General features: G+C 58.3%; 14 protein-coding genes. 4 read left to right on the forward strand and 10 right to left on the reverse strand.

The genetic code is table 11. The annotated features are described in order from the left end of the window. The first annotated feature begins 353 nt into the window (after positions 1-353). Positions 354-1,565 carry an NAD(P)/FAD-dependent oxidoreductase gene (locus ACJU26_RS04560; RefSeq protein ID WP_414041348.1) on the forward strand — a complete coding sequence of 404 codons (1,212 nt, stop codon included), beginning with the start codon at positions 354-356 and terminating at the stop codon, positions 1,563-1,565. Positions 1,566-2,182: 617 nt separating this feature from the next. Next, positions 2,183-2,596 (forward strand): truncated hemoglobin, encoded by a 414-nt coding sequence (locus ACJU26_RS04565; RefSeq protein ID WP_414041349.1) that lies wholly within the window; start codon positions 2,183-2,185, stop codon positions 2,594-2,596. A gap of 6 nt (positions 2,597-2,602) precedes the next feature. Here the strand turns inward: ACJU26_RS04565 and ilvA are convergent, their stop codons facing one another. Genes ilvA through ACJU26_RS04585 form a run of 4 tightly spaced genes read right to left on the reverse strand, consistent with a single transcriptional unit; the run spans position 2,603 to position 5,667 of the window. Further along, positions 2,603-4,132 carry a threonine ammonia-lyase, biosynthetic gene (gene ilvA, locus ACJU26_RS04570; protein ID WP_414041928.1) on the reverse strand — a complete coding sequence of 510 codons (1,530 nt, stop codon included), beginning with the start codon at positions 4,130-4,132 and terminating at the stop codon, positions 2,603-2,605. Next, positions 4,126-4,497 carry a winged helix-turn-helix domain-containing protein gene (locus tag ACJU26_RS04575; RefSeq protein WP_414041350.1) on the reverse strand — a complete coding sequence of 124 codons (372 nt, stop codon included), beginning with the start codon at positions 4,495-4,497 and terminating at the stop codon, positions 4,126-4,128. The genes ilvA and ACJU26_RS04575 overlap by 7 nt, the downstream gene beginning before the upstream one ends. Beyond that, complete coding sequence (locus ACJU26_RS04580) at positions 4,490-5,410, reverse strand: YheT family hydrolase (protein WP_414041351.1); 921 nt, start codon at positions 5,408-5,410, stop codon at positions 4,490-4,492. The genes ACJU26_RS04575 and ACJU26_RS04580 overlap by 8 nt, the downstream gene beginning before the upstream one ends. 47 nt (positions 5,411-5,457) lie before the next feature. After that, positions 5,458-5,667, reverse strand: coding sequence for a (2Fe-2S)-binding protein (locus ACJU26_RS04585; protein ID WP_101537134.1), 210 nt, complete (start codon positions 5,665-5,667; stop codon positions 5,458-5,460). A gap of 365 nt (positions 5,668-6,032) precedes the next feature. Between ACJU26_RS04585 and ACJU26_RS04590 the strand changes: the two genes are divergently transcribed. Both ACJU26_RS04590 and ACJU26_RS04595 read left to right on the forward strand, forming a co-directional pair. Continuing rightward, positions 6,033-6,773, forward strand: coding sequence for a GNAT family N-acetyltransferase (locus ACJU26_RS04590; RefSeq protein WP_414041352.1), 741 nt, complete (start codon positions 6,033-6,035; stop codon positions 6,771-6,773). Beyond that, positions 6,770-7,678 carry a lysophospholipid acyltransferase family protein gene (locus tag ACJU26_RS04595; RefSeq protein ID WP_414041353.1) on the forward strand — a complete coding sequence of 303 codons (909 nt, stop codon included), beginning with the start codon at positions 6,770-6,772 and terminating at the stop codon, positions 7,676-7,678. Before ACJU26_RS04590 ends, ACJU26_RS04595 begins: the two co-directional genes overlap by 4 nt. 82 nt (positions 7,679-7,760) lie before the next feature. On the opposite strand, the gene hemE is transcribed toward ACJU26_RS04595, so the two are convergent. The 6 genes from hemE to aroB all read right to left on the reverse strand — a co-directional run bounded on the left by hemE (position 7,761) and on the right by aroB (position 17,916). Continuing rightward, positions 7,761-8,837, reverse strand: a complete 1,077-nt coding sequence (gene hemE / locus ACJU26_RS04600; RefSeq protein WP_414041354.1) for a uroporphyrinogen decarboxylase — start codon at positions 8,835-8,837, stop codon at positions 7,761-7,763. A gap of 5 nt (positions 8,838-8,842) precedes the next feature. After that, complete coding sequence (locus ACJU26_RS04605; protein WP_414041355.1) at positions 8,843-10,240, reverse strand: FAD-dependent oxidoreductase; 1,398 nt, start codon at positions 10,238-10,240, stop codon at positions 8,843-8,845. A 27-nt stretch (positions 10,241-10,267) separates the two neighbouring features. Then, positions 10,268-14,695, reverse strand: a complete 4,428-nt coding sequence (gene gltB, locus ACJU26_RS04610; RefSeq protein WP_414041356.1) for a glutamate synthase large subunit — start codon at positions 14,693-14,695, stop codon at positions 10,268-10,270. Positions 14,696-14,829: 134 nt separating this feature from the next. After that, positions 14,830-15,996 (reverse strand): deoxyguanosinetriphosphate triphosphohydrolase, encoded by a 1,167-nt coding sequence (locus ACJU26_RS04615; RefSeq protein ID WP_414041357.1) that lies wholly within the window; start codon positions 15,994-15,996, stop codon positions 14,830-14,832. Further along, positions 15,986-16,828, reverse strand: a complete 843-nt coding sequence (gene thyX / locus ACJU26_RS04620; RefSeq protein WP_414041358.1) for an FAD-dependent thymidylate synthase — start codon at positions 16,826-16,828, stop codon at positions 15,986-15,988. Before thyX ends, ACJU26_RS04615 begins: the two co-directional genes overlap by 11 nt. Then, the gene (gene aroB, locus ACJU26_RS04625) at positions 16,825-17,916 is read right to left on the reverse strand and encodes a 3-dehydroquinate synthase (RefSeq protein WP_414041359.1); all 1,092 of its coding nucleotides are present in this window, start codon (positions 17,914-17,916) and stop codon (positions 16,825-16,827) included. The genes thyX and aroB overlap by 4 nt, the downstream gene beginning before the upstream one ends. Positions 17,917-17,935 lie beyond the last annotated feature (19 nt).

Consider the following 17,935-nt stretch of genomic DNA (forward strand, 5'->3'; position numbering starts at 1 on the left):
GTAGTAGCCGTTGGGATCCCTGTACACGTTATCCATGGTGAATCCCGGATGGGGGAAATTTTCTGGATAGGGTGCACTGGCGCCAAAGCGGCTCAGGCCTATGGCGGCGCCCTCTCCCACTCATTCGTACCACCCCAGGGATGCCGCAGCCTCTACGGCGAGGCGGATTTTGCTATCTTGCGGGAGTTGCCAAGCAGGAAAGGGCCGTCGCCCATCATCGCGTGAGCCAAGCGATGCGATCCTGTGGCGACGTTTTTGCGCCTAATGGATGATCGCCCCAAACAGAAAACTTTTTATGCATACGGGCTATAATCATATAACGCATCCTTCTGAGCGACCTCAAGGGGAATCGCATGAAACGTTATAACTATCTGATAGTCGGTGCGGGGGCCGCAGCCGCCAGTGCGGCGAGCGCCATCCGCAAGCAAGACCTCCAAGGCAGCCTGCTGATGCTGGGCGCAGAAAGCGACCCGCCCTATCAGCGCCCCCCTCTCTCCAAAGGTTTATGGCTGGGTAAAGACAAAGAGGAAGAGATCACCCTGAAGCGCCCGGCCGACTGGGAAACCCTCGGTGTCACATTGGCCCTGGGAGATCCGGTCATTGATCTCGATGCAGAGAGATGCGTAGTGGGAACCAAGGCGGGAAAAGCCTTCTTCTATGAGAAACTGCTGCTCGCCACCGGTGGCCAGCCCCGCCCGCTGCCCACCCCGCCAGGCCTGGAAAACAGGCTGTTTTCCTTACGCTCGCTGGCGGATTACCGGCGCTTGCGCACGCGGGCGGCCGAGGGCGGAACCGTGTTGGTGATCGGCGGCGGTTTTCTCGGCGCGGAACTGGCCGTGGCGCTCTCTTCGCAGCCCGGGCTTGCGGTACAGTACTGCGTGTCCGGGGAAGGCCCGTTGGCGCACGTCCTGCCACCCCCTTTGGTGGAGCAGGTCAGCGCCCGCTATCGCAAGGCGGGTGTCCAGCTCCATGTGGGGCATCATTTCAAGGACTTGCGTAGCGAGTCCGGCAAACTCGTGTCCCGGTTTGCGGATGGTGCGGAAATCTCCTGCGACTGGATTGCCTATGGTATCGGCATGCAGCCCCTGACCGCCCTGGCAAAAGCCGCGGGTCTGGTGATGGCGCCCGGCGGTGTCCGCGTGGACGATGGGATGCGCAGCAGCGACCCTCGGATATGGGTTTCCGGCGATCTCGCCGTCTATCCGGATCCGGTATGGGGCACACCCCTGCGTCTGGAGCATTGGGATAACGCCGAAGCCACCGGGCGTGCCGCCGGTTCTAGCATGGCCGGAAAAGAGGTGCATTTTCAGCATCAATCCATGTTCTACAGCGATATCTATGAATTTGGCTTCGAGGCTGTCGGGGAATGCCGCAGTGACATGGACTGCTATACGGATATTTCGCCGGGCGGAGACAAGGCCGTGGTGTATTATCTGCGGGATGGTCAGATCCACGGCATACTCCTCTGGAACGTCCGGAACCAGGTAAAAACAGCCCGCAGCCTGATCGCGCAAAAAGCCGTAGTGCATCTCCAGGAATTGCGCGGGCGAATAGCAGATGGGTAAAGGCAGAGGGAATGCAGCCCGAATGAATGGGCAGGGACATAAAATGACTCTGGACCATGTTCAGCGCATTGCCATCACTAGCTGGCGCGTTTACGCGCATCCCCTCCCCCCAGGCTATCACGTCCTGGCAGAGCGCCTCTGGCCCCGTGGCTTGTGCAAGGGGCCGACCTCCCGCTGGATGCCTGGCCCAAAGATCTTGCTCCCAGCACCGATCTGGCAGAAAGTGTCCAGGGTATCGCGCAGTTATATCGGGACCGGGCGGATGCGGAGAACGGTTTTGACGAACTCAAGAATCAATGGGGATGGGGTGGCTACACGACCCGGGATCTGGCGCGTTCCAGGATGGAACGCCGCTTAGTTACAGGTTACCAAGTATCAGTCTGTTCTGCCTGCCTTGTACCCTTGAGTTAGGGCTCCATCGACCACCTCACTGTTCGCAAGGATTTCACGAGCCTGGTGGAATATGCATGAACCCGATTTCATGATGTAGATAGAGCGCTTTTGCATCTACTGCGGCCGGAGTTTTCTGCATATGTCTATCCACACTGACATCTTGCACAGCTTCCCGGAGCAAATTCTGGTAACATTTCCAGATCAGCATTATTTTCAGGACAGTCATGGAAACCAAAGCGCAAACCCCCGCTCCCAAACGTCGCCTCGAGCCCCTCTGCGATAAAATCTCCCTGCCGGTGATTCGCGCGGTGGTGGACGATTTTTACAACCGCATTCAGGTCCATCCTACCTTGGCTGCACCGTTTTCCATCGTGCAGGACTGGGATTTGCACAAGGATCGTCTGGTGCATTACTGGTGGACGGTTTCGGGTGGCCTGCCTTACAAGGATTATCGCTATGCCCTGGGGGACAAACACGCGCCGGTGGGGGTGACCAATCCCCTGGTGGATGATTGGCTCGCTTTATTCCATGAGACCATGCTGGATCACATGGATGCCGATCTGGCCAAACGCTGGCATGGCATGGCGGCAGGCATTGGCGAGTCCCTGCGCCTGATGTTTGCCCCTCGGGAGTCTTGAGTCCGCTCAAATCGGTCCTTTGCCCTGATCCAGGAAAAAGCGGTAGGCGGGATTGCCACTTTCGGAAACATGGGGGTAACCAACCCTGGAGAGCATGCTTTCAAACTGCCGTAGATCACTGTCCGGCACCTCAAATCCAGCAAGAACCCGACCCAGATCAACACCATTATTGCGATAGTGGAACAGACTGATGTTCCATTGCCCACCCAGCTTTTCCAGAAACTCCATGAGAGCACCGGGCCTTTCCGGGAATTCAAAGCGGTAGATCCGCTCGTTTTGCGCTTCCCGGGCGTGTCCGCCGACCATGTGCCGAATATGAAGCTTGGCCATTTCATCCTGGCTCAGGTCCAGGGCTTCGTGTCCGGTATCCCGTAAATGCTGGAGGAGGGTTTCGGCATCTTGCCGATCGCGAATGGCGACTCCCACAAAAATATGGGCGCGATCCCGGCGGTGCAGGCGATAATTGAATTCGGTGACCACCCGCTGGCCAATGGCGGCACAGAAGTCGCGAAAGGCCCCGGGCGTTTCGGGAATGGTGACCGCGAACAAGGCTTCACGGGCCTCGCCCAGCTCGGCGCGCTCGGCAATGAAGCCCAGCCGGTCGAAATTCATGTTGGCCCCGGAGAGCAGGGCGACCCAGGCCCCGCCCTGACCGGGATCTGCGGCGGCCTTGCGTTTCAGTCCAGCCAGAGCCAAGGCGCCGGCAGGTTCCATGATGGATCGGGTTTCATCAAATACATCCTTGATGGCGGCGCAGATTTCATCATTGCTGACACGGACAATTTCATCCACATAGCGCTGACAAAGGGCGAAAGTGTGTTCACCGACCTGTTTGACAGCCACACCATCGGCAAATATGCCTACCTGGGAGAGTACAATCCGCTTTCCAGCCCGTAAGGATTGGAACATGGCATCGGCCTCGAAAGGTTCAACACCAATGATGCGGATTTCCGGGACGATGGATTTCAAATACGCAGCCACTCCGGCAATCAGTCCGCCGCCCCCCACCGGCACAAATATCGCCTCCAGACCGGTACCGCGCTGTCGCAATATTTCCGCGCCCACGGTTCCCTGACCGGCAATGACCAGAGGATCATCAAAGGGCGGGATGAACACCATGCCCGATTGTTCGACCAGTTGAAAACAATGACTTTGCGCGTCCGAAAAATTGTCGCCATGCAAGATGACCTCCGCCCCCCGGGCCCGCACCGCCTGGACCTTGATTTCCGGCGTGGTGGCGGGCATGACAATGATGGCTCGAATGCCGAGTTTCTGGGCAGAGTAGGCGACACCCTGGGCGTGATTGCCGGCGCTGGCGGTGATTACCCCGGCGGCTTTTTCGGCGGCGGAGAGTTGGGCAATCTTGTTGTAGGCTCCGCGCAATTTGAAGCTGAATACCGGTTGTAGATCCTCGCGCTTGAACAGGATTTCCCGATGCAGGCGCGCACTCAGTTTGGGGGCGGTTTCCAGAGGGGTTTCCCGGGCGACATCATAGACCCGGCTGCAGAGGACTTCCCGAAGCAGGTTTTTCACGATTGGGGATGCTCCCGGGGCTGGAGTTGCATGAGTTTGCGAAATTCGGCGATGTCCGGGGCCAGGGTGGCATTGGCTTTGGCTTCCATGGCCTCATAGCGGCGCAATACATCTTCACCCATTGCTGTCAGGTGGGCGCCGCCGCCGTGACTACCACCGGTGGCGGTGCTGACCACGGGGCTGAGAAAGCTGTGATTCATGGTATCCACCAATAACCAGGCGCGCCGATAGCTCATGTGCATGCAGCGGGCCGCAGCGGAAATGGAACCGGTTTCGCGGATGTGGCGCAGTAATTCCGCTTTGCCAGGACCGATGGCGATGGCTTCCGCCAGTAAGACCCGCAGGCGTGGCTGTAGATGTTCACTCATCGCGGTTTCTCCCCTCAAAATATTCCAGCAGCGTGTTCGGCAGCCATCCCAGATGGCCGGGAAAAGGCCCGGTCATGAAGCCCACATGTCCGCCATGCTCGGTGATGCATGGCGTGATGGCCGGGCTCAAAACGGCCGAACGCACGCTGGCAATGGGCACAATCGGGTCATCCATGCTGTGCAGGAGCAAAGTGGGCAGGCTGATGTGGCGCAACAGCGGCGCCGACGAGCCTTTTTCCCAAAAAACCTGAGCCCCAGCAAAGCCATGCACGGGTGCCGTGAAGTATTCATCAAAATCATACAGGTTCCTGGCGGAAAAAACCCGGGACCAGTTAGCCATTTCCGGATAACGCCGCTGAAAACGGCGTGCCGTTTTTTTCATGCTGATCAGAAAATAACGATTGTAAAAGCGGACGGACCCTTTTTGCAAAAACTCGGCCGTAGCGACCAGATCAATGGGTGCGCAAACCCCCGCTGCTTTGCTGAGGACCCGTTCGGCGTCGTTGCCCTGTTCACCGAGATATTTCAGCAGGGCATTTCCCCCCAGGGAGACACCAACCGCATAGCGCTGGCGGTCGGGCAGGAGTCGGGCCACCTTTTCCAGCATCCAGGCAATTTCGGCGCTGTCTCCAGCGTGATAACTGCGAGGGAGGCGGTTGTCGATACCGCCGCAGCCCCGGAAGTTGATGAAACATCCAGCCCAGCCCCGTTGCCGCAGTGCTACTGCCAGCGCCAGAGCATAATGCCCCCGAGAACTGCTGCCGAGACCATGAAAAAGAATGACGACAGGTGCGCACGGCGGAGCATCTATCCAGTCAACGGCCACCTGATCCTGATCGGGTGTGGTCCAGATCTCGCGACGGAAGGAAGCCCGTCCCGGACGCGCAAAAAAGGGCGCCCAAACAGTTTGCATATGGCCTCCCCGGGACCACCAGGGCGGCTGAAAGTCACAGAACAACGCTAATCTTCGATGTAAGCGTCGTGCTGACGGAGGTAAGCCTCAAGCTCATCAATGCAGCTCCCGCAACCACCACCACAACCCGCATGGACCATCAGCAATTCCATGAAGGGGAGGGGCTCAGCGCGTTGGCGCTCCAGAATTTCCATAAATGTGGCGGCCGAACAGCAGCAATAGGGGCTGTCATCGACTTCCTCGGGTGCGGCAGACATGGTAAAAACTTTCACCTCTCGGCAATTAATGCTGGAACAACTTCATACAGTAGCCATTGAGGGCGCAAGGTGCAAGACTTGCGTCGTGATTTTACCGGTGTTTTTTCGCTGAGGTGGTTTTTTTGGCCTTGGGGCTGGTAAACTCTGAATCATCCTATAATATGGTTATATTGGCTGAACTGGACCAGGTGGTTAAGGTGGTTACGGGTGGGGCAGGACTTTGATGGTATACACTGTCATAAAATGTTTATAAAACTGCCGCACTATTGTCATATTTGTGAGTCATAATCAAGGAAGGTTTGCCATCGTTTTTGCACGGAGAGTCCTGCATGTTAAGCACTCAATCTCACGGCAGTACCGATCACGTGACTAAGAAAAAAGATCGTTCCCTGCGACTTTATCTGGCACGTCATCAGGACGAAGTGGAAGCGGCGCAACGTTTGCGCTATGAAGTATTCAGTGCCGAATATGGCGCCCAGCTCAGTGGCGGCCCTGGTATGGACCAGGATGAATATGATCCCTTCTGTGAACATCTGATTGTCGAAGATGAAAACCGTCAGGAGGTGGTCGGTACCTACCGACTTTTCCTCCCCGAAAAAGTCCCCTCGGTGGGCCGCTATTATGCCGAGACCGAGTTTGATCTGTCCCGCCTGCTGGCCCTGAATGCCCGCATCATGGAACTGGGTCGCTCCTGTGTGCATCCTGATTATCGTCAGGGGGCGGTCATTGCCCTGCTCTGGTCGGGACTGGCCGAGGCCATGTCCATGTGGCAGATTGATTACCTGATGGGTTGCGCCAGTGTCCACAGTACCGATGGCCCGGCTCTGGGTGTCCTCTATCAGCAGCTGCAGCAATATCTGACCCCTCAGGAGCAGCGGGTGTTTCCGCTGCGGGCGGTACCGGGCTTCGATGTGCAGGCGGAAGTCGCACCGGCCTCCCTGCCTTCCTTGCTGAAGGGCTATTTACGGGCGGGGGTCCGGGTGGGTGGAGAGCCTTTCTGGGATCCCCAGTTCCACTGTGCAGACTTTTTTGTCTGGTGTGAATCCAGACTCATCACGCCCCGCTATCAGCAGCGTTTTCTGGAACCCGTAGGTCCCAGAAAATGAGGTGGCGTAAACAAACGCCAGCGCCGGTGCTCATTCACTATCCGGGGCGACGTTTGCGGCGTTTGCGCCCCAATGTCATGCGGCGCTTGTGGCGCATTCCCTTGCTGGCCTTTTATCTCCTGCTGGCCTATCCGCTGGCACTATGGACCTGTGCCCGTAAGCCTCAGCCTGACGCCTTGAGTTATGGCGCTTTTGCCTGGTGGAGTCGCCGCGCCCTGCGGGTTTTGGGTATCCGCTTGCGGGTGGACGGCAAGATCCCGGAGCGGCCGGTGATGGTGGCTGCCAATCATGTGTCCTATCTGGACATTCTCGCTCTGGCGACTTTGATTCCCGGACGTTTTGTGGCCAAGAAGGAAATGCGCGACTGGCCGTTTTTCGGGGTCATGGGCGAATGGTTGGGGACTCTGTTCATTGATCGCAGTGACGCCCGGGCCAGTCAGCGGACCATGCGGCAGGCCAGCGACATCATTCTGGCGGGTACCAGTGTCGTACTGTTTCCAGAGGGGACCACCAGCGATGGTAAATCGGTGGGTGAGTTTTACGCGGCCCCTTTTGAAACGGCGGCCGTTGCCCATGCCGAGACCATTCCGGTAGCCCTGCGCTATGAAGACGTGCTGCGGCCGGGGCAACCGGATGCCTTATGTCCTTTTGTCGGGGACGATAGTTTGTTCGGCCATCTCTGGCGACTGGCGGCTGCCGCTCCCTTGACCCTGCGCGTGGAGTTTCTCCCGGCCCTGCCTCCTGAATTGGGGCGCCGACAGTTGGCCCAAAACGCGCGTCTGGCCATCAGTGATGCCTTGCAGCGCATGGAACAGGGGGCATCAGTGACCTATCTGCCGATGCACCGTTCTCGGCATCCCTTGCGCGATGCCTGGGCAGCCTGGCGACGCGGTCATGGGGCCTGAACTTATATTCTTGCCCCGGCGGGTGGCATGGGTGATTTGCCGCGACTTTGGTCCGAGCTAATCAAGGCAAGATCACGCTACCTCAACCTGTTTGTTTTGCCTGACCCCAGTGGTGGACCGTATCTATCAGGGTGGCCACATTTTCGATAGGCGTTTGTGGGGTAATACCATGCCCCAGATTGAAAATATGACCGGCTTCGGGGCCATGACTTTCCAGAATCCGCAGGGCTTCCTGGCGCACAGCGGCGCTGCTGCCATAGAGCGCAATGGGGTCCATATTGCCCTGCAAGGCCACCTTCTGCCCTAGGCGCTGGCGGGCTAAACCCAGTTCGATACTCCAGTCGAGCCCGAGGACATCGGCGCCACTGTCGGCCATGGCTTCCAGCCAGTTGCCACCCCCCTTGGTGAAGAAGATGACGGGAACGGCTCTGCCCTCGGCTTCGCGGCGTAGCCCGGCAATGACCCGGGTCATATACGCCAGAGAAAATTCCTGGTAGGCAGGGGTGCTGAGGCTGCCGCCCCAGGTATCAAAGAGCATGACCGCCTGGGCACCGGCAGCAATCTGGGCATTCAGATAGGCGGTCACCGCTTCGGCAAGGTGAGCCAGCAAGCGATGCAGAGTTGCTGAATCACTGTACAGCAGTCCCTTGATATGGATGAAATCCCGACTGCCGCGTCCTTCAATCATGTAACAGGCCAGTGTCCAGGGACTGCCGGCAAAACCGATGAGGGGCAGGCGTCCGTTGAGTTCCCGGCGGATCAGGCGCACGGCATCCATGACAAAACGGAGTTCAGTTTCGGGATCGGGCTGGCTGAGGCGGGCAATATCGGCCGCCGAGCGCAGAGGTTTGGCAAAAACCGGGCCTTCGCTCTCCTGAAAGCTCAAGCCCAGACCCATCACATAGGGAATGGTGAGGATGTCCGAGAAGAGAATGGCCGCATCCAAAGGAAAACGGTCGATGGGTTGCAGGGTGACTTCACAGGCCAGTTCCGGCGTGGTACAGAGAGTCAGAAAGTCGCCGGCCCGGGCACGGGTGGCGCGATATTCCGGCAGATAACGCCCAGCCTGACGCATCAGCCAGACCGGTACCTGATCGACTTCCTGCTGCAGGCAGGCGCGCAGAAAGCGATCATTATGCAGGATAGTGGTAGTAGCCATGATGTCTACACGCCCAAGTGGTCGAGAATACCTTCGGCCGCCTTTCTGCCCTCATCCACGGCAGTCACTACCAGATCCGAACCGCGGCGCATGTCGCCCCCCGCAAAAATCTGCGGATTGCTGGTCTGAAACCGGGCATTGGTGCGAATCCGGCCGCGCTCGTCAATTTCTATCCCATGTTCGCCAAACCAGGGAGCCGGGGAGGGGTCGAAACCAAAGGCGATGATGACCACATCGGCGCCGAGCACCTGTTCGGAGCCGGGAATGAGTTCAGGATGACGGCGCCCTTTGGTGTCGGGTTCGCCCAGCCGGGTTTCCACCATGCGCACGGCTTTGACGCCCTGAACTTCATCACCCATGATTTCAACGGGTTGGCGATTGAAGAGGAATTTCACCCCTTCTTCGCGGGCGTTGGCCACTTCCCGGCGGGAGCCGGGCATGTTTTCTTCATCACGACGATAGGCACAGATAACGCTGCTCGCCCCCTGGCGTATGGCGGTGCGTACACAGTCCATGGCCGTATCGCCACCTCCCAGTACCACGACGTTTTTGCTGGAAAGGTTGATATAGGGCAGGGTCGGATCAGGCAGATGCATCAGGTGCCGGGTATTGGCGATCAGGTAAGACAGAGCCTTGATGACCCCGGGAAGCTGCTCACCCGGAAGATGGCCGGTTTTGGCGGTGTAGGTACCCATCCCGAGGAACACCGCATCAAAGTCATGGAGCAGTTGCGCGAGGGAGATGTCTTTGCCGATTTCCGTACCCAGTTGAAACTGGATGCCCATTTCCTGAAGCAGATCGGCCCGGCGGGCGATGACTTCTTTTTCGAGTTTGAAGGGCGGGATACCGAAGGTCAGCAGCCCGCCTACAGCGGGATAGCGATCAAACACCGTGACGGCGGTACCCGCCCGGTTGAGGATGTCGGCGCAGCCCAGACCCGCAGGCCCGGCACCCACCACGGCCACCTTTTTGCCGTTGGGGCTGACCGGGCCGATTTCCGGACGCCAGCCTCGTGCCAGGGCTTCCTCACTGATGAATCTTTCGAGATTGCCGATGGTGACAGCACCATAGCCGTCATTGAGGGTGCAGGCCCCTTCGCAGAGCCGGTCCTGGGGACAGATGCGCCCGCAGATTTCGGGCAGGGTGTTGGTTTGGTGAGAAAGTTCGGCGGCCTCTTCAATGCGGTTTTCCACAATGAGTTGCAACCAGTTGGGAATGTAATTGTGCACCGGGCACTTCCATTCACAATAGGGATTGCCGCAATGCAGGCAGCGGTCTGCCTGGAGCTTGGCACTTTCCAGGTCAAAGCTTTTGTAGATTTCCTTGAAGGTTTCGCGACGTTCTTCCACGTCCAGCTTTTTCGGGTCCTGCCGGGGGTCTTCGATGAAGGCAAAATGGCTCATAATTTTTCCTCGGTGGGGCGCGGAGAATCAGCTGGCTTCTTCCAGCAGGACATCGAGCTTCGCCGCCTTGGGCACGACGAGCCAGACATCACGGATGAAATGGGACCAGTCTTTCAGCAAACTGGCCGCGTAACTGCTGCCGGTTTGGGCCACATGGGTTTCCACGTGGCGCCGCAGCAGGGCGGCGTAACCGCGCATGGATTCGGTTTCGATGCGATGGCAGTTGACCAGTTCGCCATTGACCTGATCGGCAAACTGCCGGGCCTGATCCCGGACAAAGGCCAAGCCGCCGGTCATGCCCGCACCGAAATTGACGCCCACGGAACCGAGAATGATGACCTGTCCACCAGTCATATACTCGCAGGCATGATCTCCCGCCCCTTCAATGACGGCAATGGCTCCGGAGTTGCGCACCGCAAAGCGTTCTCCGGCTCGTCCAGCGGCAAACAACCGCCCTCCCGTCGCTCCATAGAGGCAGGTATTGCCCATGATGGCGGAATTCTGGCTGGCGTAATGGGTGCCTGCTGGCGGGGCAATGACCAATACTCCGCCATTCATGGCCTTGCCCACGTAGTCGTTGGCATCGCCGTGCAGTTGCAGGGTCATGCCTTGCACGCAGAAGGCACCAAAGGACTGGCCAGCGGTTCCGGTCAGTTCGACATGGATGGCGTCGTCGCGCAACCCATTATTGCCATAACGTCGGGCTATTTCTCCCGCCAGACGGGCGCCGATGGAGCGATTGACGTTGCGAATGCTGTAGTGCAGCCGCGTGGGTATCTGCTCTTCCAGGGCCGGGCGGGCATCCTTGACCATCTGTTCGGCTAATTCACCTTTATCAAAGGGCGGGTTGCGGTCCTGGGTATGGCAATTCACATCGGCATTTTCCAGCTGGGCATTGGCGAGCAGGGGCAGCAGGTTCAGGCGCTCCTGTTTTTCTGTCTGGGCACCACCGATTTCCAGTAACTGACTGGCGCCAATGAGTTCATCAAAGCGCCGGATACCCAGTTCAGCCATGATCTGCCGGGCTTCTTCAGCCACAAAGCGGAAGTAGTTGATGGCCATTTCCGGAAGGCCGGTAAAATGCTTGCGCAGGGTTTCATCCTGGGTGGCAATACCCGTGGCGCAGTTATTGAGATGGCAGATACGCAAGTATTTGCAGCCCAGGGCAATCATCGGCGCGGTACCAAAACCAAAGCTCTCGGCACCCAGCAAGGCGCCCTTGATGACGTCCAGACCGGTTTTGAAGCCGCCGTCGGCTTGCAAGCGGACCCGGTGCCGTAACTGATTGCGGCGCAGGGTGACCTGGGTTTCGGCGAGCCCCAACTCCCAGGGCGATCCAGCATATTTGACCGAAGTCAGTGGGCTGGCGCCCGTGCCGCCATCGTAACCGGCGATGGTGATCCGGTCGGCATAAGCCTTGGCGACACCGGCAGCAATGGTTCCAACGCCCGCTTCCGACACCAGCTTCACCGAGACATAAGCCTGGGGGTTGATCTGCTTCAGATCAAATATGAGCTGGGCGAGATCCTCGATGGAGTAAATATCGTGGTGGGGCGGGGGGCTGATCAGGGCCACGCCTTCCTTGGCATAGCGCAGACGGGCAATGATGCCACTCACTTTATGGCCGGGGAGCTGGCCGCCTTCGCCGGGTTTGGCCCCCTGGGCGATCTTGATCTGCAACTCTTCGGCATTGACGGCATATTCCGGCGTCACGCCGAAGCGCCCCGAAGCAATTTGCTTGATCTTGCTGACCTTGTTGTTGTGATAGCGGGCGGGATCCTCCCCACCTTCACCGGAATTGGAGCGACCACCGATGCTGTTCATGGCAATGGCCAGGGCTTCGTGGGCTTCGGGAGAAAGCGCACCCAGGGACATGGCGGCCGTATCGAAGCGCGGGGTGATGGATTCGATGGGTTCGACTTCACTGAGGGGAATAGGCTGCGCCGATTTTTTCAGTTGCAGCAGATCGCGCAAATTGGTCACCGGACGTTCGTTGACCAGTCCGGCAAATACCTGATAATCCTCGTAACGCCCGGATCTTACCGCTGTCTGCAAACTTTGCACGACGTCGGGGTGATAGGCGTGATATTCGCCGCCATTCACATATTTGAGCAATCCACCGACGGGCAGGGCTTTTCTGGGAATGTAGGCATCCCGCACCTGCTGGCGGATATCTGCTTCCAGGAGCTCAAAGTTGGCACCGCCAATCCGGCTGACGGTACCCTTGAAGCAGCGTTCCACAACCAATTCATCCAGTCCCAGGGCTTCAAAGAGCTGGGTACTGCGGTAAGAGGCGAGGGTGGAAATCCCCATTTTCGAGAGGATTTTGTACAGCCCCTTGTCGATGCCTTTACGGTAATTTTCCAGGGCCTTGGCCAACGTCAGGGGTTGGCTGAAGGCATGGCGTTCGCTGAGGCTGCGGACAATGGCATAACTGAGGTAGGGATAGACAGCCGTCGCTCCATAGCCGATCAGGGTGGCGAATTGATGGGGGTCGCGGGCATGGGCCGTGGCGACGACAATATTCGCCCGGGTCCGCAAACCGGCGTCGATGAGGGCGTGATGCACCGCGCCCACGGCCATGAGTGCCGGAATGTACAGCCGATCCCGTTCCAACCCATGGTCGGACAGCAGCAGAATCACTGCTCCCTGGCGTACGGCGGTAATGACTTCTTCGCAGAGGGCTTCAATGGCTCCGCCCAGGTTGCTGTCCGCGGCGGAGTAGCAGAGATCGAAGCTTTGGCTGCGAAAGGCCGGCTCCGTGCGGCTGGTCAGGGCAACAAAGGTGGCATCCGAAAGCACGGGTGAGTGAATTTCGATGCGGCGCGCGTATTCAGGCCGTTCGGCAAACAGATTGCTTTCACTGCCAATCACCGTATTCAGGGACATCACCAGGGCTTCACGCAGAGGATCGATGGGTGGATTGGTGACCTGTGCAAACTGCTGCCGGAAATAATCGGCAATATGACGTCTCTGGGTGGACAGTACCGCCAGGGGCGTATCATCCCCCATGGAACCCACGGCCTCCTGAGCGCCTTCCGCCAGCACCCGGATGACCTGATCTTCTTCCTCAAAGCTGACACCAAAGGCCTTCTCGCTGGTCAACAAATCCGCGACCGGCAGCGCGGGCGTCAGATCCTGATCGTCGCGATGCAGATGTTCGGCATATTCATCCAGCCAGGCCCGGTAGGGGTGGCTATTCATGATTTCGGTGTCGATACTCTCCGAGTCCAGAAAGCGACCCGTCGCCATGTCCACGGCCACCAGTTGTCCGGGACCGACCCGGCCCTGCACGGTAATATCCTGGTGCCGGTAGTCAAAAACGCCCACTTCCGAGGCAATATTGATGATGCGGTCTTTGGTGATGACATAGCGCGCCGGGCGCAGGCCATTGCGATCCAGGGCGCAGGCGGCGATACGTCCGGTATTCAGCACCAGTCCGGCGGGACCGTCCCAGGCTTCCATGCGCATGGAGTGATATTCATAAAAGGCCCGCAAGGCGGGTTCCATGTGGGGGACGTTATGCCAGGCAGGAGGGACGAGCAGACGGATGGCCTTGAAAAAATCCATGCCGCCCTGCACCAGCAGTTCCAGCATGTTGTCGAGACTGAAGGAATCACTGCCACCCCCCACTGCGGGCAGGACTTCGGCCATGGGCAGGAGATCACTCTGCAATTGGGCTTCCCGGGCCTTGGCCCAGAGCCGGTTGCCCTGCACCGTATTCAGTTCGCCATTGTGGGCGAGGATGCGGAAAGGCTGGCACAGGCGCCATTCCGGCCAGGTATTGGTGGAAAAACGCTGATGATAGGTGACCAGGGCCGAAGTAAAGCGGGTATCGCGCAGGTCGGGATAAAACACCGGCAGATTTTCTGGCAATACCAGTCCCTTGTAGCCAATGACCTGGGAAGAACAGGTGATGGCAAAAAAGTCCTTGTCGGCGACAAAGTGCTTTTCCACCCGCCGGCGCAGGCGATACAACAAACGCTCATGGCTGTTCACGTCCTGCTCTGCCGGCAAGCCGACAAATACCTGCCAGACAGCGGGCAGGCTGCTCAGGGCTTCTTCGCCGCAGGCGGAGGCATCGGTGGGGACCTGCCGCCAGGCTATGCTGCTCAGGCCCAGATTCCGGGCTTCAGTATCGAGGGTCTGACGGATATCCCCGGCCAGCGCGGCATCCTGGGGCAGAAAAAACTGCCCAATCCCAAAATGCGCGGGCAGTTCGACGCCCATCTCCGCCGCGATGCTCTGAAAGAAAGCCCGAGGCATTTGCACCAACAGGCCACAGCCGTCACCGCTCTTGCCATCCGCTGCGACCGCACCACGATGGGTCAACCGTGCCAGCGAGGCAATGGCCGTGGCGACTATGGCGTGGCTGGCCTGATTGTCCATCTGGGCAATCAATCCGAAGCCGCAGGAATCTCTTTCGAAGTCGGAGGAGTATAAGCTTTGCGTCATGTGGTCACCTGGTCTGTTCCGTCACCCTGTCGCCGAACTGCAAAGCAGGGCTGGACATTATAGCGGGCTTGTGGACGAGGTCCAAGAGGGTATATGTCCTGCCCATGGAGGCGAGGAAAATGCCGACTGCGTTTTCAAGCTTCCCCGTGGGGGTCAAACAGGCGGTCATATTCGGCGATGGCGAAACGATCGGTCATGCCGGCAATATAATCAGCGACAATCCGCGCCTGGCTTTTTTCCTGCTGATCGCTGCCTTGAATGCGCGCCTGATATTTCAGGGGGAGCAGGCGAGGATCCTCGCGCAGGGTATGAAAAAGGCGGCGCACCAGGCGTTTGGCTTTTTCCGTCTGACGATGCACCCGGGGATGCCGATACATGCGATGAAACAGATAACTTTTCAGTGACTGGATCTGAGCGGCGATTTCCGGGCTGTGAGCGGCCAGTGGCTGGGGGCTGGCGCGAACTTCGGCAATGCTGCCGATTTTCCCGTTCTGGATACGCCGCCGGGTTTCTCCAACCAGATCATTGATCAGCAGATTGATCAGGCGACGCCCGGTTTCATGGCGCAGAATAGTGACACTGGCATCGGGATAATGGGATTGGACTTCGGCATAAATGTCTCCGTACAGGGGATTGCTGCAGAGTTCCTGCAAATCCAGCAGGCCGGCGCGCAGGCCATCGTCTATGTCATGGTTATTGTAGGCAATTTCATCGGCGAGATTGGTGATTTGCGCTTCCAGACTGGGTTGGGTGCCGTGCAGGAAGCGTTCGCCCACATCCCCCAGGTCGGCGGCTTTGCTTTTGGCGCAATGTTTGAGGATGCCTTCCCGGGTCTCAAAACTGAGATTCAGGCCGGGGAAATCGCCGTAACGGACTTCGAGGCGATCCACAATGCGCAAGGACTGGATGTTATGCTCGAAGCCGCCGAGATCATGCATGCATTCCTGCAGGGCATCCTGGCCGGCATGACCAAAGGGGGTGTGGCCCAGGTCATGGGCCAGGGCAATGGCTTCCACCAGATCCTCATCGAGACCCAGTTGGCGGGCGATGGCCCGGCCCACCTGGGCTACTTCCAGGGTATGGGTGAGGCGGGTGCGATACAAGTCTCCTTCATGATTGACGAATACCTGGGTTTTATATTCCAGGCGGCGAAAGGCGCTGGAGTGAATCACCCGATCCCGATCACGCTGGAAAGGGCTGCGACCTTCCGGAGGATCTTCTGGGTATTTGCGACCCAGGCTGCTCTCGGCATGAGCCGCGTAAGGCGCCAGCAGGCCATGAAAGGAGGATTTATCCGCCAAGCCCACCATGCTCCTCTGCAGCCGATCCGCCCGCTGACTCTTGGATGACCCGCTGCATGGTTTCCGCCAGGAGTGGCAGGCGGGCGGCAAACAGTGCGTAGGCCGCATCCGCATATTCCCGAATTTCATACTGGGCGTCTTTTTTGCGCCGCAACTTGAAAAAATTCATGAGACTGCGGAAGTTGACGGTCCAGTACACGTCGGAATAGACGGCCACCGGCATGACATTGCGCAGGAGTTCCCGGGCTCGGCCCCGATAGGGATCGCGACCACCTTCCTTGGGAGGCAGTTCGCCCGACTCCCGGGCTTGATCAATGCGCGCACAGGCAGCACTGTACTGGGTTTCATACCACTGAAACAGTTGTCCCATCAGGGCTTCATATTCGGCCATCGCCGCCTCGTCGAGGACCGCGTAGCCATCTACTGTCCGTGCGGTGGCATCGGGAATGTAGGCGACGGAGATGGGCTTGCGGTAACGCATGGAAAACTCGTTCCAGCTGGAAATCCGATGTTTGACCCACTGGCGCAACACAAAAATGGGAGCGATAAAGCGAAAACGGAAATAAACGGTTTCAAAGGGGGTGCCATGCTGGTCGCGGAGCAACTGATAGAGCAGATGACGATCACGCTCGCTGAAGTCCTGGCCACTTTTCAGGCGCTGGTTGGTGGTGCTGATGCGGGCGGTATTGATGATGGTGGCTTCATCGCCCCAGCTTTCCTCCAGTTCTATGAAGCCAAAATTACCAATACGACGGGTACCCTCGGGATTGATGACCATGCGTTGGGCCATTTCTGCCTGTAATTCCGCGGTGGCTTTGTTGATTTCATTCATGCGCTGCGCTCCATAAAAGCCTGCAGGGTTTGGATGATGGCGGCTGGGGGAACATCTCCGGTAATCAGGGCGCTGCCGATGCTGTTGAGCAGGACAAAGCGGATTTGCCCGGCTTCTGCCTTTTTATCCACTTTCATGAAGTCCAGATAGGTGGAAATCTCCAGACGGGGGGCGATGGTGGGGAGTCCTGCCGCCTTGATGAGTTTGTATATCCGGGTTTGTTCACTTTCCCGGAGCCGGTCCAGACGTCGGGAAAGATCGGCGGCCATGACCATACCGATGGCTACCGCCTCACCGTGCAGATAATGGCCATAACCGCTGGCCGCTTCGATGGCATGGCCAAAGGTGTGGCCAAAATTCAGAATGGCACGCAGCCCTCCTTCCAGTTCATCCCGGCTGACGACTTCCGCCTTGTCTTTGCAGGAGGTCTTGATGATTTTTTCCAGGGCATCGCTGTCACGGGCGAGGACGGCATCCAGATGGTTTTCCAGCCAGGAGAAAAAACTCAGATCATTGATCAGCCCGTATTTGATGACTTCAGCCAATCCCGAGCGGAATTCCCGTTCCGGCAGACTGTCGAGGGTATCGGTATCGGCGATGACGCAGCGGGGTTGATAAAAGGTACCGATCATGTTCTTGCCCAATGGATGATTGACCCCGGTTTTGCCGCCGACGGAGGAGTCCACCATGGCCAGCAGGGTCGTGGGAATCTGGATGTAGGCAACCCCGCGTTGATAAACGGCGGCCGCAAAGCCGGTAATGTCGCCGACCACACCACCGCCCAGCGCGCAGAGAGTGCAATCGCGACCATATCCGGCCCTGAGCAACTCTCCGGTAATGGCCTGGATTTGGTCGAGAGATTTGCTTTCCTCGCCAGCGGGCAGGGTGATGACCAGGGCATCCTTGTGTAGAGCCTCCAAGGTGTTTTGCAGGGTCTTCAGGTAGAGGGGACCCACATTGCTGTCGGTAATGATGGCAACCGATCCCTTGCTCAAAACTGGGACGAAGAGGCTGAAATCGCTGAGAATGCCACTACCCATATGGATGGAGTAACTGCGCTGACCAAGTTCTACACGAAGACTTTGCATATGATCTAAGCTCTTGTGG

The sequence above is a fragment of the Acidithiobacillus sp. M4-SHS-6 genome, assembly GCF_047421495.1.
Classification (GTDB): domain Bacteria; phylum Pseudomonadota; class Gammaproteobacteria; order Acidithiobacillales; family Acidithiobacillaceae; genus Acidithiobacillus.

Excerpts from the sequence above, each read along its gene's own strand:
- ACJU26_RS04560 (WP_414041348.1), top strand. The coding sequence starts at position 354 with ATGAAACGTTATAACTATCTGATAGTCGGTGCGGGGGCCGCAGCCGCC.
- ACJU26_RS04565 (WP_414041349.1), top strand. The coding sequence starts at position 2,183 with ATGGAAACCAAAGCGCAAACCCCCGCTCCCAAACGTCGCCTCGAGCCC.
- ACJU26_RS04575 (WP_414041350.1), bottom strand. The coding sequence starts at position 4,497 with ATGAGTGAACATCTACAGCCACGCCTGCGGGTCTTACTGGCGGAAGCC.
- ACJU26_RS04580 (WP_414041351.1), bottom strand. The coding sequence starts at position 5,410 with ATGCAAACTGTTTGGGCGCCCTTTTTTGCGCGTCCGGGACGGGCTTCC.
- ACJU26_RS04585 (WP_101537134.1), bottom strand. The coding sequence starts at position 5,667 with ATGTCTGCCGCACCCGAGGAAGTCGATGACAGCCCCTATTGCTGCTGT.
- ACJU26_RS04595 (WP_414041353.1), top strand. The coding sequence starts at position 6,770 with ATGAGGTGGCGTAAACAAACGCCAGCGCCGGTGCTCATTCACTATCCG.
- hemE (WP_414041354.1), bottom strand. The coding sequence starts at position 8,837 with ATGGCTACTACCACTATCCTGCATAATGATCGCTTTCTGCGCGCCTGC.
- ACJU26_RS04605 (WP_414041355.1), bottom strand. The coding sequence starts at position 10,240 with ATGAGCCATTTTGCCTTCATCGAAGACCCCCGGCAGGACCCGAAAAAG.
- gltB (WP_414041356.1), bottom strand. The coding sequence starts at position 14,695 with ATGACGCAAAGCTTATACTCCTCCGACTTCGAAAGAGATTCCTGCGGC.
- thyX (WP_414041358.1), bottom strand. The coding sequence starts at position 16,828 with ATGAATGAAATCAACAAAGCCACCGCGGAATTACAGGCAGAAATGGCC.
- aroB (WP_414041359.1), bottom strand. The coding sequence starts at position 17,916 with ATGCAAAGTCTTCGTGTAGAACTTGGTCAGCGCAGTTACTCCATCCAT.